This is a genomic window from Cytobacillus sp. IB215665 (genome assembly GCF_033963835.1).
Lineage (GTDB): Bacteria > Bacillota > Bacilli > Bacillales > SM2101 > Nanhaiella.
In genome coordinates this window covers 465,835-481,907 of record NZ_JAXBME010000002.1, presented here as the reverse complement: position 1 = coordinate 481,907, position 16,073 = coordinate 465,835, and the positions used below count along the sequence as shown (strand labels likewise).

16 protein-coding genes are annotated in these 16,073 nt (G+C 35.6%); 4 read left to right on the top strand and 12 right to left on the bottom strand.

Features of this window, described 5'->3' with window-relative positions; translation table 11 throughout:
* Positions 1-75: 75 nt before the first annotated feature.
* The 9 genes from SLH52_RS04285 to SLH52_RS04245 form a co-directional block, all read right to left on the bottom strand.
* Positions 76-1,113 (bottom strand): anthranilate phosphoribosyltransferase, encoded by a 1,038-nt coding sequence (locus SLH52_RS04285; RefSeq protein ID WP_320208042.1) that lies wholly within the window; start codon positions 1,111-1,113, stop codon positions 76-78.
* 314 nt (positions 1,114-1,427) lie between these two features.
* Positions 1,428-3,554 carry an assimilatory nitrate reductase catalytic subunit NasC gene (nasC, locus tag SLH52_RS04280; RefSeq protein ID WP_320208041.1) on the bottom strand — a complete coding sequence of 709 codons (2,127 nt, stop codon included), beginning with the start codon at positions 3,552-3,554 and terminating at the stop codon, positions 1,428-1,430.
* A gap of 10 nt (positions 3,555-3,564) precedes the next feature.
* The gene (nirD, locus tag SLH52_RS04275; protein ID WP_320208040.1) at positions 3,565-3,870 is read right to left on the bottom strand and encodes a nitrite reductase small subunit NirD; all 306 of its coding nucleotides are present in this window, start codon (positions 3,868-3,870) and stop codon (positions 3,565-3,567) included.
* Positions 3,871-3,881: 11 nt separating this feature from the next.
* Entirely contained in the window at positions 3,882-6,305 is a 2,424-nt protein-coding gene (gene nirB, locus SLH52_RS04270) for a nitrite reductase large subunit NirB (protein WP_320208062.1), read from the bottom strand.
* A 204-nt stretch (positions 6,306-6,509) separates the two neighbouring features.
* Positions 6,510-7,958: a NarK family nitrate/nitrite MFS transporter gene (locus SLH52_RS04265; protein WP_320208039.1), complete on the bottom strand. Its 1,449-nt coding sequence runs from the start codon at positions 7,956-7,958 to the stop codon at positions 6,510-6,512.
* A 289-nt stretch (positions 7,959-8,247) separates the two neighbouring features.
* Positions 8,248-8,811: a hypothetical protein gene (locus SLH52_RS04260; RefSeq protein WP_320208038.1), complete on the bottom strand. Its 564-nt coding sequence runs from the start codon at positions 8,809-8,811 to the stop codon at positions 8,248-8,250.
* Positions 8,812-8,929: 118 nt separating this feature from the next.
* A complete protein-coding gene (locus SLH52_RS04255; protein ID WP_320208037.1) occupies positions 8,930-10,099 on the bottom strand; it encodes an endonuclease Q family protein in 1,170 nt (389 codons plus the stop codon).
* Between the two features lie 24 nt (positions 10,100-10,123).
* Positions 10,124-10,684 carry an NUDIX hydrolase gene (locus tag SLH52_RS04250; RefSeq protein WP_320208036.1) on the bottom strand — a complete coding sequence of 187 codons (561 nt, stop codon included), beginning with the start codon at positions 10,682-10,684 and terminating at the stop codon, positions 10,124-10,126.
* An 11-nt stretch (positions 10,685-10,695) separates the two neighbouring features.
* Positions 10,696-11,235, bottom strand: coding sequence for an isochorismatase family cysteine hydrolase (locus tag SLH52_RS04245; protein WP_320208035.1), 540 nt, complete (start codon positions 11,233-11,235; stop codon positions 10,696-10,698).
* 228 nt (positions 11,236-11,463) lie between these two features.
* On the opposite strand from SLH52_RS04245, the gene SLH52_RS04240 reads away from it, so the two are divergent.
* A complete protein-coding gene (locus SLH52_RS04240; RefSeq protein ID WP_320208034.1) occupies positions 11,464-12,381 on the top strand; it encodes an aldo/keto reductase in 918 nt (305 codons plus the stop codon).
* A gap of 109 nt (positions 12,382-12,490) precedes the next feature.
* Here the strand turns inward: SLH52_RS04240 and SLH52_RS04235 are convergent, their stop codons facing one another.
* Together SLH52_RS04235 and SLH52_RS04230 are read right to left on the bottom strand one after the other, a co-directional pair.
* Positions 12,491-13,006, bottom strand: a complete 516-nt coding sequence (locus SLH52_RS04235; protein WP_320208033.1) for a GrpB family protein — start codon at positions 13,004-13,006, stop codon at positions 12,491-12,493.
* 55 nt (positions 13,007-13,061) lie between these two features.
* On the bottom strand, positions 13,062-13,313 hold the full coding sequence (locus SLH52_RS04230) for a YqkE family protein (protein ID WP_320208032.1): 252 nt from the start codon (positions 13,311-13,313) through the stop codon (positions 13,062-13,064).
* Between the two features lie 154 nt (positions 13,314-13,467).
* Here SLH52_RS04230 and SLH52_RS04225 point away from each other — a divergent pair, with 154 nt between their 5' ends.
* From SLH52_RS04225 to SLH52_RS04215, 3 genes are all read left to right on the top strand, one after another.
* Positions 13,468-14,370, top strand: a complete 903-nt coding sequence (locus SLH52_RS04225; protein ID WP_320208031.1) for a hydroxymethylglutaryl-CoA lyase — start codon at positions 13,468-13,470, stop codon at positions 14,368-14,370.
* A 90-nt stretch (positions 14,371-14,460) separates the two neighbouring features.
* Positions 14,461-14,589 carry a hypothetical protein gene (locus SLH52_RS04220; RefSeq protein WP_320208030.1) on the top strand — a complete coding sequence of 43 codons (129 nt, stop codon included), beginning with the start codon at positions 14,461-14,463 and terminating at the stop codon, positions 14,587-14,589.
* Positions 14,590-14,810: 221 nt separating this feature from the next.
* Positions 14,811-15,722 (top strand): alpha/beta hydrolase, encoded by a 912-nt coding sequence (locus tag SLH52_RS04215; protein ID WP_320208029.1) that lies wholly within the window; start codon positions 14,811-14,813, stop codon positions 15,720-15,722.
* A 27-nt stretch (positions 15,723-15,749) separates the two neighbouring features.
* Here SLH52_RS04215 and SLH52_RS04210 read toward each other — a convergent pair whose 3' ends face one another.
* Complete coding sequence (locus SLH52_RS04210) at positions 15,750-16,073, bottom strand: iron-sulfur cluster biosynthesis family protein (protein WP_320208028.1); 324 nt, start codon at positions 16,071-16,073, stop codon at positions 15,750-15,752.

Genomic DNA, 16,073 nt, shown 5'->3' with positions numbered 1-16,073 from the left:
TTTACAACGAGTAAAATTTCAACGGCTTTTTCATTTCAGAGGTGGGTTTTGTCCCAGCCTCTTACAACACAAAAATTAAGAATAGAGCAATTGCTGCCACCGGTTTAATTGAGATATACCTTTACCCTCATTTAGTTGCTCCGTCGCTTTTTCAATTCCTCCTTCAATTGTAGGTGTTATATTAAATAAGAAATACCTAACCGCGGTGTTATAAATAACTTTTGCTCGCAACGGTAATAATTCTGGAGCTTGTTCACCGTTTAATATTCTTTTCATGATCGTTGCCTGCTCTTGCTTTGTAAGAACCTCATCATCTTTCTCATACTTTAACCCATACTGCTCAGGGTTTAATAAAAATGATTCTGCATGACTATTGGTTACCTTGTAAACAAAACTCTTACGATGGATAGGTAAGTCCTCTGATCCGTCTTCACCTTGGACAACATAGCCAACATCATAACTAGATTGTTGGATAATTGGAATGAGTTTATCTACTGCAGTTTTATGAAATACACCTACCATCATTTTCTTTGCATTTCCAAGGTTAAGCATTTTCTCAACTGTATTAATAATTGAACGAACGCCAATTTCTTCTCGAATATGCCTTATTTTTTTCAAAGGTTCACATAGATTTTCTGTCCAAACAAAGCCGATTTGATTACTCATAATTGAGTCCTCAATTTGTTTTGGTGTTGCATTTGTCTGAATCGATAATTCTGAGAGGATATCTTTAATTGTCATGCCATGTTTAGGAGGTAAAGTGTCACTACTATGTAATAAAACTGGCACACCAGCTTCCGCTAATAATAATGAAGTAGGAACAGTTGTAACAAAACCTTTCCTACCATCATATGGACCAGCAAAATCAATTAAGTCATCTGAAATGGTAGATGGAAGGTTTAGCTTCTTTGAGCACCCTTTAAGTTCATCGATAAAGCCAAGTACTTCACTATATGTTTCTCCCTTCATTCGCTCCGCTATTAAAAAAGCACTAATTTGTGAGTCGGTTGCCTTACCACTTGAAATTAAGCGTGCAGCTTCACGCATTTCTTCATAAGTTAAATCTTTTGAACCCTTTTTTCCTCTACCAACTTCTTTAATCCACTGTTGCACAGAAATCCCCCTTTTCAGTAATTAGCTAAGTGTGATTGTCAATACTATATCGTTTTTTTTTATCTATGAAAAGGAGAATGTATTATTAAACAATTAAATTCCCTTAATAGCAGTTGTTCAATCGCCTTGGAGAAAAGCTCTTTTTTGTTGCCATTATAACCAAACCGAAACATGTAGTTTTATACGTTGATCATCGTTTTATCAGAGAAAAGCCGCCACCAACTTAAGTTGCGTATAATTAAATCTTAGTACGAAAAACAACAATCAACGAGAAAACACATGACTAAATCGGCTTCATCTATTTTGAAAACATGCTAAAACGGACTTATTTTTACAGCGCATAGCTTAAAGCTTGGCATTTTACATGATGGGTCAAAGGAGGGATCAGTAATTCGATTAATATTTTGTATATCTCCCCAGTGAAATGGTACAAAGACTGTATCACGTCGAATTTTCGGTGTTATTTTGCATCGTACGACGACACTTCCCCTTTTTGACTCCAGCTTAACAAAACTTTTATCTTTAACTCCAAACTTCTTTGCGGCTAACGGGTGAATTTCAATATGTGATTCAGGATAACGCGAGTTGAGTGATGAACTTCGTCTAGTTTGAGTTCCTGATAAATAATGTGCTAATACTCTACCTGTCGTCAAGTATAGAGGGTAATCTTCTGAGATTGCTTCACGGTTAGGTGTAGTTGCTATGACTTTGATTACTGCTCTCCCATCTGTATGTGCAAACTGATCGCTAAAAAGCCTCTCTGTTCCTGGATGGTCACTATTTGGACAAGGCCAATACAGCTTTTCTTTATTATTTAACCTTTCATAAGTAACACCAGCATAATCAGCCCTTCCTCCTCGACTTGCTACTCTAAGCTCATTAAATATGTCTTCAGAGGTAGCGTAATTAAAATATTCTCCTTCTCCAAGTATTGTTGCAATATCACGAAGAATTTCCCAATCATGTTTAACTTCACCCGGTTTTTTTCTTTCACCATTTCTTAACGTTATTCTACCTTCTAAATTCGTCATCGTTCCTTCGTTTTCTAAATAAGAAGAAGACGGTAAAAGTAAATCTGCTAGTTGGGCAGTTTCTGAGATGAACATATCTACAACGACAAGAAAATTTAATTTTTTTAATGATTTTTCTACAAAAATCGCATTTGGATTAGACACAACTGGATTTGACCCTACTACTAATAACCCTGTAATCTCCTTTCTATCAATTTTCTCTATCATTTCATAAGCGGAAACCCCTTTGGAAGGAAGATCGAATTCATTCATACCCCAAACAGAAGCAATATGCTTTCGATGTTCCATATTATTTATAGATCGGTAGCCCGGTAATTGATCCGCTTTTTGACCATGCTCTCTACCACCCTGACCATTACCCTGTCCAGTGATTGCACCATAGCCACAACCTTCTCTACCAATTTTCCCAGTAATTAAACATAGATTAATAAAGTTTCTAACAGTTTCATTACCATTTACATGTTGTTCGACACCTCTAGCAGTGAATACCATCGCTGAATTTGCTTTACCATACATTTCTGCTGCTAGGCGTATTTGTTTTTCATGAATACCCGTTTGCTCAACTATATCTGTTAATTGTATATTACAAAGAAATTGTTGTAGATCGTTATAGCCATGTGTTCTATTTTCAATAAAATCCTTATTGGCATATCCTTCTTCAACCAACACCTTTAACATCCCATTGACTAAACTCCAATCAGTCCCTGGCTTTAATTGCAAATGTATATCTGCTATTTTGGTTGTAGCCGTTTCCCTTGGGTCAATAGCAATAATAAACGCACCATTCTTTTTGGCTTTTAGAAAATATGGCATGATCGTAGGTTGACATTCAGCGATATTTGTTCCCGCTAAAATGATGCATTTAGCTAATGGAATATCTGACAATGGGTTCGTCATACCACGATCAATACCAAAAGCATCGTTAGCAGCAGTTGCCGCCGAAGACATGCAAAACCTTCCGTTATAGTCTATATGTCTAGTTTTCAAGGCGACTCTAGCAAATTTCCCTAACATATATGCTTCTTCATTCGTTAATGACCCTCCGCCATACACAGATAAAGCATCGAACCCATCTTCTTCTTGAATACTCTTGAATTTCCCCTTAATAATTTCTAATGCCATGTCCCATGTGATTTTTACAAATTCACCATCTATCTTTAGCATTGGGGACGTTATTCGCTTATCATTAATCACATGTTGATGTGCATTTAATCCTTTTATACATAGCTTTCCCTGTGAAGTAGGATCCATTTTATTAGGAACAACCTTGTATTTCATTCGTTCAATGATACGTTCCTCAATCAATTGCATACTACACTGCATACTACAATATGGACATTGGGTGTTCATTATTTTTTCATTATTTAATTGTTTTTGTTTTTCACGAAAATGTTTCAGTAAATCGTTCATTTATTCCACCCTACACAGTAAGTAAAATTTTGTCATTCTTCACTTCAACATCATAAACTTTTACGCAACCTGTATCTGGTTGCTGTACTTTACCATCTTCCAAACATATTTTCCACTCATGTAAAGGACAGTAGACAACATTACCACTCACTATTCCTTCTGCTAATGTGCCACCGTTATGGGGACATTTATTTTCAACAGCATAAACTTCTCCATTAGATAAACGAAACAATGCAATTTCTGTATTATTTAGCTTTACTGATTTTCCTACCCTCTGAGGCAACTCACTATATTTTGCAATCTCTATTTTATTCATTTATATCACTCCTAAATTGTTGTTAACGAATAACTGTTATACAATTTATGTTGTTTATCTTTATCATTAACGACATCTTCCCATGGATCTTTTAGTGTAGCTAAAGCTACCTCAATTCGTTCATTTAATGACGAACGTACTTCCTCACTAGCCAATACATCACCAATCGCTGCCAAACCCATTCTCTCAACCCAAGCAGAAGTTCTTTCCCCATACTCCCCTGTTTCACGATAGTATTGGAGAATAGCTGCACTCCATTGTATAACCTCATCGGCTGTTTTCACTTTACATAACAGGTCACCTGCACGTAAGTTAGTACCTCCATTACCACCGATATATAACTCCCAACCATCACTTACTCCAACAATCCCAATATCTTTTATCGCACTTTCTGCACAATTCCTCGGACAAGCAGAGACGCTCATCTTCACCTTGGCAGGTGTATTTAATCTTTCAAATTTCTTCTCAAGATCTATACCCATCTGCGTTGAGTTCTGTGTTCCAAATCTACAAAACTCTGACCCTACACAAGTTTTAACAGTACGTATCGCTTTCCCGTATGCATAACCAGAAGGCATATCCAACTCTTCCCATACCTTTGGCAAATCTTCTTTCTTAATCCCAAGTAAGTCAATTCGTTGACCACCTGTTAACTTCACCATCGGAACTTCATATTTCTCTGCAACGTCTGCAATACGCCTTAATTCTTGTGCATTAGTTACCCCACCATACATTCGCGGAACGACAGAATAAGTGCCATCTTTTTGAATGTTTGCATGCATTCTTTCGTTCACAAATCTAGATTCTAATTCGTCTACATACTCCGTTGGATGCACCATCCCTAAATAATAGTTTATAGCTGGTCGACACTTTGAACACCCTTCATCAGATTGCCAGCCTAACACGTTCATTACTTCACGGATATGAGTTAAGCCCATCATTCGTATATTTTCAACAATCTCATCTCTAGTTAACGATGTACATTCACAAATTGACTGTATTTGTTCAGTTTCTTCAAAGCTTTCTCCTAACGTTTCCTTAACTAGCTCACTAACAAGAGGTGAACAACCTCCACACGAAGTTCCAGCTTTCGTACATGATTTAACTTCTGAAACAGAACTTAAATCATTTGACTTTATTGCTTCAACAATCATTCCTTTCGTTATACCATTACACCCACAAACTTGATCATCCATCTCCATAGATGCTAAGATTGACTGTTCTCCACTTCCATTACTTTGTCCTTGTACAAATGATAAAGGAGCCATGTCACTTATCAATGTTTGTTTTTGCATCATCTGAAGCAGCTTAGTTCCATCAATAATATCACCATATAATACCGCGCCGACTACTTTGCTATCACGAATAACGACCTTTTTATAAATATTGTTATATTCATCGTAAATTTGCATACTCTTGTCATTTACATCTTCTTGGAACTCTCCGGCAGAAAAAACATCTACACCGGATACTTTTAGTTTTGTCGAGACGACAGAACCTTCATATTTTTTATCATCAATCTCATGCAATTTTGTAGCTAGTACTTGACCTTGTTCGTATAGTGGAGCAACTAATCCGTATACAACTTCTCGATGTTCAGCACATTCTCCAACAGCATAAACATGTGGTATTGACGTTTGCATGTAATCATTTACGACAATGCCTCTATTTGTTTCTATACCGCTTATTTTTGCTAGTTCAACATTTGGACGTATCCCCACCGCCATCACAACTAAATCAGCAGTAATTTCTGTCCCGTCAGCAAAGCGCAGCCCTTCTACACGATCTCCACCAATGATCTCTTTCGTTTGCTTCTCTAATAAAAAATTCATCCCTTGCTTCGTAAGCTCTTCTTCAAGTAGTTTGGATGCTTTTGGATCAAGCTGCCTTTCCATCAAATACTTTTCTATATGAATGACATCAACTTCCATACCTAAATTCAACAAACCTCTTGCAGCCTCTAAGCCTAATAAGCCTCCACCTATTACGGCTGCTTTTTTATAATTTTTTGAAGCATCAATCATTCTTTCACAATCTTTAATATCACGAAATGCAGTTACTCCTTCTTTATCAGCGCCTGGAAGAGGGAGAATAAATGGTACAGATCCTGTAGCAATGATTAATTCATCATAATTAATTTCTATTAACTTATCAGTTATAACCGATTTTGTAGCCGTGTTAATTTCTTGTACTTTATGACCGGTAAACAATTCAATATTATTTTCTTTATACCACTGCCAGTCATTAATCGTTATATCTTCAAGTGATGTATCTCCTGCTAGCACAGTTGAAAGTAAAATTCTATTATAATTAGGGTGTGGTTCTTCACCGATAACCGTAATTTCAAATTGATTAGGGTTCAGCTTAATAACCTCTTCAATACAACGAACACCCGCCATACCATTACCTATAAGAACTAATTTCTTTTTATTCAGCACAAGTATCCCTCCGATGTTTTTAATTTTTAAGAAAGGCTCTTTTTGTCAACATTGTTGCTATTTACGTATCCATCTTGCTCATTTCCGACAAGCGCTGGAAGCATTACACAGGAAGTTTTTTCATCATGTATAATGTCTATGCGACCTCGATTCGTTGGCACCTGGAGCTAAGCTACTTGTAAAGCAAGAGATAAAATTAACTTATCCAACGAGCTCCTCTTGTTTCGGTTCCATCGCTGCAACAATAGCTTCATTTTCCAATTTAGGTTCAACAAGAAAGAAAGCTGCGATAAAACAAGCGAAGGCACCTATGCCGATAATCATAAAAAATAATGATGGGTTGAGAAAGCTTAAAACTGTCAAGAAGATAACCGAACCTACATTTCCATATGCACCTACCATCCCAGCTACTTGACCTGTAATTCGCTTTTTTACTAATGGTACCATTGAGAATACAGATCCTTCTCCAGCTTGAACGAAGAATGAGCATACCATCGTTAAGAGAACAGCGGCTACAAGTGACCAACTTGAAGAGATTTGTGACATAGCAATATAAGCTGCTCCAAGACATAGAAGCAAGACCATTAATGTTTTTTTTCTGCCAAATTTATCGCTAAGCCACCCTCCACCTGGACGTGCAACTAAATTCATGAAAGCAAAGCTCCCACCAATCATTCCAGCTTGTGCAACAGTTAAATTAAATGTTTCTTCAAAAAACATCGGGAGCATCGAAACGACAGCTAATTCAGAACCAAATGTTATTAAATAGGCAAAATCTAATATGGCTACTTGTTTAAAAGAATACTGTTCTTCTTTAGGTACCCCAGTTTTTAAATGGTGTTTGTTTACACTCCATATTTTATAGACGTTAAATAAATATAAAACAGCTAAAACGATATATATTGCTAAGGCAATATTTGCACCTATAAAATTCACATTTTTGAGTTTCCATGTTAACAAACCAAGTACTCCATACAACGGTAGAGTCATCACTATGAGTCCAATCATACTCTTATAGCTAGTTACTTCCATCGCACCAGACCTCTTTGGAATCTGGTATACCTTTTTTGCAGGTGTATCTTGCACCGATCGATAATAGATAAATCCGTATATTAAACTAAGTAACCCAGTTAACCCAATCGCATATCTCCAGCCGTCATCTCCACCAACCCATAGAGCAATGATCGGTAAACTAAATGCTGCAGCTGCTGAACCAAAATTTCCCCATCCTCCGTATATCCCTTCTACTAAACCAAGTTGTTTTTGGGGGAACCATTCAGAAACCATTCTTATTCCTATAACAAAGCCAGCTCCGATAATTCCTAAAAAGGCACGAGCTATAAATAACTGCCAAAAAGAAGTACCAAAGGCAAACACAAAACACGGTATACTCATAACAATTAGTAGTGAAGAGTATACTTTCCTCGGTCCGAAACGATCGACTAACATGCCAATAATGATTCTTGCTGGAATAGTTAATGCTACATTAATTGTCATTAAAACCGTAATCTGTTCTTTTGTTAACTGTAGCACCTTCATTAAGGTCGTATTAAAAGGGGCCATATTAAACCAAACAACAAATGATAAGAAAAAAGCAAAGGTAGTCATAAATAAAATCTTTTTGTTTCCTTCGTAAATATTTTCGTTCATTTTATCACTCCTTGATTTAATATCTATTTGGACACTGTAAATCCATGTTATATTTCATGACATTCACAACATTTAATTTTCAGTGTTTTTTTAATAATTGTAATTATGCCATATTTTATGATCATTGTCACTATTTTTATGTCACATTTTATTACATAAATTTAAATTATACATTTATAAAGCAATTAAATTACATATCATGTTATATTTTATAACATGATTTACAAATAAAAAAACAACCCTTTCTCACTAAAAGGATTGTTTTTTAAATTAATTATTAGCATGTATACTAACTTGGATACTCTACCTTGATCCCGTTACGATCAAGTATCTTTCTAATAAGAATACCATTTTTATAGTACTTTCTTGCATCTATCTCAAATTCTACGTCATTTTCATATTCTAAGTGTAATACCCTTACGCCATCATTATTGTAAATTACTTGTGCTTTCGTTACTTCATCCCACTTGTATTCTGTTTCTTTCATTGACAGTGGAGCATTAAATTTTATAGTATCGTGAGTCATATATGTGTAATCATTCATACCAAATAAGTAACAAGGAATTGAACTAAGTACAATAAGTGATGATATTATTTTTATTTTAATTGTATCTCCAAGTTTTCTCTCTAAAGTGTAATATAGGATAAGGCCGAGACCTAAGAAGATTGCTGCTATAAATATCCATAAGTAGGCTGTTATATTTGGCGAGTAATACCAATACCCTTGATCGTAATTAATCATTAACGGTTGGATAATCCCAACAATTAGTATAGGGATGATAAAGCTCGAGAATATTATTATTAATGATAATACGAGTAAAGTATTAGATGTTTTTGTGCTTATATGATTCATAGATATGTGCCTCCTTGAAAAGCTAGTATAATATAAACATACGTGGCACTAGCTACTATGATTCACATATCTGACATTTCATCTAACGTCAACCTCTCCTTAATAATAATATAAATACCTAATCTTTAAATTTTACTCTGCCGTATTTTCCTCCACCGCCTGTTTCTACAGAAAGAGTACCGTTCCTTGCATTCATAATAGAATTAACAATTGATCGATTGACAACACGAAGCAATGATTTCTCTGGAACTTGATGTATAATCGCCATTTCAGTTTGAAAATGATCAAGTAAATTTCGCAATGTCTTCTTGCCAATGCCAGGTATAAACTCAAGTGGAACTTGGTGAATATAGCTAGGTCTATTTTCTCGCTTTGAATTTGTGTTTTTTAGTTCCTTTATACGATAATAAACACCCTTAATTATCTTCTTATGTCCGCATTTCACACAACATCCCTCTCCAAGCCCCATAGTTGCGAAGCATCTTTCACATACTGCGTGATAATATTTTCCTAGCTTTGGGTCAAGCCCGTAATTAGCAACAACCGCACGATTGTTATCATTGTGTAGGGCTTTTCTCAATTCTAGAAAAGTTGGTGCTTTCATCTGAATCACTTGGTACTCTCGAGCAATTTTCCCTACAGAATGGGCGTCTGAATTTGATAAATACGTATAGTTATGTAACTCATTTATTTGATCAGCCATGTACGAATCTGCACTTAAACCTAGTTCTACAGCATCTATTAATTGGGGATCAAAAACTTCCACGAGAGAAGAAGCTACACCTTTTCCGTACAAGCTTTTATAGGGAGTAAAAATATGTGCTGGAATAAATAATCCCGACATTGATTTTACTTTTTGCTGTAATTCAACAGCCGTTCCATATATTCTTTGTGTACTTAGCGTAATATTTTTCAATCTACTTTCTAACCAATGTGTAAATTCTTTTATCTTTGCTAATGTTGGAAAATACACTAAAACATGAACTGGTCCTTTACAATGTTCATCAAACACTTCAATTTCACACCCAAGTATTACTGTAAGATTTTTATAGCAAAGCCCCCCACCTACAAGTTCAGTCATTTCTCCTTCACTTAATAGGTCCTCAAGCTCATTTTGCACTTCTGGAACGTGGCAATCAATGATACCAACCATATTAAGTCCTTTACGATTTAAGGCTTCATGTAATATCGTTGGTAACGTCATTGTTTTTGATGCAGTGATCTTTACGGGCTTACCTGATTTTGTCCTTCCGAGATGAATATGTAAATCAACATAATATTGTTGCATCGTGTAGGAATCACATTCCTTCCATCAGTTGTTACTATTATCAGCTAATTGCTTCATTTGTAAATATTGAACAGCATAGGCTGTTTTCGCATCATATATTCGTTTTTCCGACATATAAGCTAATGCTTCATCTAACGTTAACTCAATCACATCAACGAATTCATCTTCATCTAATTGTGCTTTTACTTCTAATTTCATTAAACCTTCTGCAACATAAAGATGGACGAGTTCATCTGCAAAACCTGGTGAAGTGTAGAATGATGTTAAATGCGTTAACTTGTGAGCAGTATAACCTGTTTCTTCTTCTAATTCTCTCTTTGCTGTTTCAATCGGTTCTTCCCCTTGTTCCAATTTGCCTGCTGGTATTTCAACAAGGACACGTTCTAATGGTTTCCGATATTGCTGTACCATGACAATCTTGTTCTCACTCGTTACAGCAATTACCGCAACAGCTCCTGGATGTTTTACTATTTCTCGCTTACTCGTTTTACCGTTCGGTAATTCTACATCCTCTACGTATAAATCAATAATTTTCCCAGTAAAAAGCTTATTTTTTTTAATTGTTTTTTCCTTTAAATGATTCATGATTTCTCCTTTTACCTTATTTCAGTCTTAAACACTGTTTCCATATGTGTTACAAACGTATCTTCATTCTCTGTAAAAGTTGCCATTTTATCACGATGCGCAACCGTTTGATATCCTCGTGCATATGCACCGTAAGCAGTTAAAAAATTACAAATATCTGTACAGACACCTGTTACGTGTACTTTTTTTACATTTCTATTTTGCAATTCTTCATGCAGTGCTGTGTCATAAAATGCATCATATTCAGGCTTCGGGATGTATACAACATTTGGATGATTTTTATTTTCCTCAAACCATGCCGCTAAATCACCAAATAGTTCCTGCCCCCACGTACCCTTCACGTTATGCGCTGGCCACAATTCAAAATGTGGATCATTTTCTTCATGTGCATCCATACAAATTGCAACTACTTGATCATTCGCAATAAAATCATCAGCCGCCTTAATAATATTTGCAACGATTTGTTGTGCTGGCTTCCCAACTGTTAAATTTCCTTTATCTGATACAAAATCATTACTCATATCAATAATGAGTAGTGCTTCTCGATTCATTTCTATTCCCCCTTCAAGATGTTGTTCAAAAGTTCAGAAAAATATTGAACAAGCTCATTAAATATATATAGTTTCAACATATTTGAGCTTACCCATTCTGTCAAGTTACAATATTGTTAGACTGTTTAAAAGGGCTAAATCTTGGACGTGGTATGGAAATTCCAATAAGAAGTAGTACGTCACATAACATTCAGTCGATTAAGCATATAGTTCAAGGGGGAAATGCAATTGAACAAAAGACAAATAGGTTCTTCAGATTTATTCGTTAGTGAAATTGGCCTAGGTTGTATGTCATTAGGTACAGATGAAAAGCACGCAATATCAATTGTTGATCATGCACTCGATCTTGGTATCAATTTTTTTGACACAGCTGATTTATATGATTTTGGAGTAAATGAAGAAATAGTCGGTAAAGCATTAAAAAATAGGCGGCATGATATTATTCTCGCAACGAAAGTCGGAAACCGTTGGACTGATAACAAAGACGGCTGGTACTGGGATGCTTCTAAACAATATATTGTAGAGACTGTGAAAGACAGCTTACGTAGACTGCAAACAGATTATATTGATTTATATCAGCTTCACGGTGGGACGATAGAAGATCATATTGATGATACAATCGACGCCTTCGAACAGTTGAAGCGGGAAGGAGTCATTCGTCAATATGGAATATCCTCTATCCGACCAAATGTCATTCGAGAATTCGTCAATAAGTCATCAATCGTTAGTGTAATGATGCAATACAGCATACTAGACCGCCGTCCTGAAGAATTATTCCCAATGTTGCAGAAAAACAATATTCATGTCATTGCACGTGGTCCACTTGCAAAAGGAATCTTAACTGGAAAACCTCTAATGAACGCGAGAAAAAAAGTTTTAGAGAAAGGATACCTTCATTATACGTACGAAGAACTAAGCCATGTTCGAAGTGAAGTAACAGCTATTTGTAACAACCGCAGCTTAACTGAAATTGCGCTTCAATATTGTTTACATAGCTCTGAAGTAGCAACTGCTATACCAGGCGCGAGTAGAATCGAACAACTTATTGAAAATGTTGAAGGTGCAAAAACAATAGGTTTAACAAATTCACAGTATTCAAAAATACAAGAGGTTACTAAAGTTAACAAATATGAGCTGCACCGATAAGTTGGTACAATTTTTTCACACAAATTAACATACGAAAAGCAGGCAAAGAAATACGTATAAACCTTCTTTGTCTGCTTTACTGTGAACATCTATATTAGGCAATCCCTTATCAATTATTGGTATACCATTTTGCAGCTTTACGATCAATTTCTTTAATAAAGGCATCCTTCCCAGCAATATAACTAGCAATATCGTTTGCATATTGTGTTGCTAGTCGTTCCTTTAAAATTGCGTATTCCATCGCCTCATCCGAGTGATTAATAAGATAATCTCGAAAGATAATATGACGTAAAACTTGTGGGTGGTCAGTTGGAAATACATGTACGTGATGCGTTCGATGATTACCGCCTTTTTGGAAGTATCTACGGTCTTCAACACCATTTTCTCCTTTTGCTTCATATCCTATATTTTTCATTTGATCATTTAAATTATCTACTAACCCCAGGTCGTCGACTTCAATCATTATATCAATAATTGGCTTAGCCGACATATTTGGAATTGATGTACTGCCGATGTGATGATAACTAGCAGCTAGGTCTTGATAAATATGCATTAAAGCTTGTTTCTCCAAGTCAAATTGCTGACTCCAGTCTGAATTATAGCGATGTACCTCAACCTTTCTCACCTTAGCCTCCTATACATTTGGTAGATTATGAGTAAAGAAGCGTCTACCAATTCATCTATTTATAGTCATCCCAATTTAAATTACTTTCATTTAATAGTTCTTCAAAGGATTTGTTCTTTTCACGTTGACGACGTTCTTCTCGTTTTCTGTTTTCTTCATCTTCTTGTCTTCTTTTCTCTTCTATCGCTAATTCATTCTTTTTTTCTTGTAATTGTTGAAAAAGTGAAGAATTAAGTCGGTCTTTTACACTTAATACATCATCATGACTCTTGTGTTTATGCTGTTTTTTATGTTTATTTTTCTTCATTTTGATCACTCCCGTTCTTCATTGTGTGTCAATATTATAGCATATGGACATTCGCAATCTTACTAGAAATTAGTTTAATTGTTGCCGAAATATTCAAATATTTAATAGAATAAAGGTAAGCGTTTTCATCTATTAAATGAAGGAGGATATGATTATGCAATTACCTGATCAAGTCACAATCATTGAGGTCGGCCCACGTGATGGGCTACAAAATGAAAATGCCCTCATTCCTACTGAAAAAAAAATTCAGTTTATTCATAGCTTAATGGAGGCTGGTATTCATGAAATGGAGCTAACATCGTTCGTCTCACCAAAATGGGTGCCACAAATGAAAGATGCTGAGGACATAATTTCATCTTGCTTAGATACAACGAAGCGGCACTTTGTGTTAACTCCAAATAAAAAAGGGGTTGACCGGCTTTACAAAACTTCTTGTAAACATGTTGCCCTTTTTGTCGGGGTCAGTAACACGTTTAACAAAAAAAATATTAATAAAACGACAGCTGAAAGCGTCACAGAATTAATCCCACTTATTCATGAGTTAAAAGAAAAAGGCTATTTTGTACGTGCATGTATATCCACTTCATTTTATTGCCCTTATGAAGGGAAAATTTCTGAGGCGGATGTCATGTCATTATGCGCTCATTTTGTCAATGCTGGAGTAGATGAATTAAGTGTTGCTGATACGATTGGAATGGCTAATCCACAACAAGTTTTTTCATTGTTTACAAAATTGAAAGCAAGATTTCCTCACGTACTACACACCGGTCATTTTCATGACACACGCGGAATGGCGATAGCAAATATTTATGCAGCACTCCAAGCTGGTACTATGCGATTCGATACGTCTGTAGGTGGGTTAGGAGGATGTCCGTTTGCTAAGGGGGCAACTGGCAATGTAGCTACAGAAGACGTCGTATTTATGATGCATCAAATGGGCATTAATACGAACATTGAGCTAACTAAATTAACTGAATCCCTCAATGTTATCCGCCCATTTTTAACGAAATCCTTAAACAGTAACTATGACGATATTGTACAAAAAACATCGCTATAATTTTTTTATTACAATATTGGTATAATATCTTACTATTTTTCTCACCATACTATTTGTATAACAAATTTAGTAAAGGAGACTTTTCAATCTATGCCAAAACAACAAAAAACACGTGGCCAAAAAGGTAAGCAGAATTCTGACACAACAAATACTATGATGTCTGTCGAGGAGTTGGAAAAAGCAACACACCCTACGAACCGCCAAAATTCTAAATCATAAGACAGACACCTTAAAATTCACCGTAGTCAACGCCCTGTAAGCTAAGCTACGGTGAGATTCCTTCATCAATATGCCAACAAGATCTTGAATCACCTCTAAAGAAGCATTTGTCACCTGCTGAAATGGCGAAGTATCCTAAATTCAATTAACACATTCTCTCCGATCATCTTTCCCCTAATGGTATAATGAAAATAAATCACTCTTTAAGGGGAAAGCACTTTATGATAACACTATTCATATTTATTGGAGCGTTATTTACCATTATCGTAATTACTGGATTTATACTAACAAATCAAATTTTATATATTTCAAAGAAAGATGATGATGAGCTATATAACCGAGAAGTAAATGAAGGTCGCTTTAAACCTGAAGCTTTTGCACAACTGCCTTGTCAAAAGATTGAGATACAATCAAAATACAACTACGAAATCCACGGTTGGCTTATTGCACCACACCAAGCAAATAAGTATATGATATTTTGCCACGGTGTAACAGTAAATAAAGTGAATTCTATTAAATATATGGATGTATTTTTAGAGAGAGGTTGGAATGTTCTTGCATATGATCATCGCCGTCACGGCGAATCAGGTGGAAAAACAACAAGCTACGGGTATTACGAAAAGCATGACCTCGCTGAAGTTGTTAACTGGTTAAAAAAGCGTGTCGATCATAATAGTATGATTGGTATACACGGAGAATCAATGGGTGCAGTAACACTACTATTATATGCTGACATGGTTAAGGATGGAGCTGATTTCTACATAGCAGATTGTCCTTTCTCTGATTTCGAGGAACAGTTAGTCTACCGTGTAAAGAAGTCGGTTAACCTTCCCAAGCAGTTGTTTATACCTTTGACAAACCTATTTTTAAAATGGCGAGAGGGGTACTCATTAAAGGACATATCCCCCATTTCAATCGTAGAAAATATTACACAACCGATTCTGTTTATTCATAGTCAAAAGGATGACTATATTTTACCTGAAATGACTAAAAGTCTATACAAACAAAAAAAAGGACCCAAAAAGCTATTTCTAGCTCAAAATGGATCACATGCATTATCTTTAGCAGAGAATAAAACAGCTTACGAACAAGTTCTTGACGAGTTTTTAGCACAGTATAAACTCAATACTTAAAAAGCGCCATGAATCATTATAGCTCTGCTATTCCCCCATTTCTAATAAGCTCATCCGTGGATTTAAGATTTGGCTTGGGCTTTTGAGCATGAAACAGTTTGCATTCTCTGTAAAATCAATCGTCATCTCCTCATCAAAAAACACTGTTTTTGATTGATCAATTAGCAATGGTATAAAATTCGTATCCACTTTTATCTCATCATCATTTTCTTTATCAACAATCCACAATGCCGATACACCACTAACTACACAGCCGCACCCTTCTGTGTCATAAGCAAGCTTTAACAATTTACTTTGTTCCATATTAGTTTCTATATGATCTATTGCTTTTTTTGTAAATGTAATTTTCAA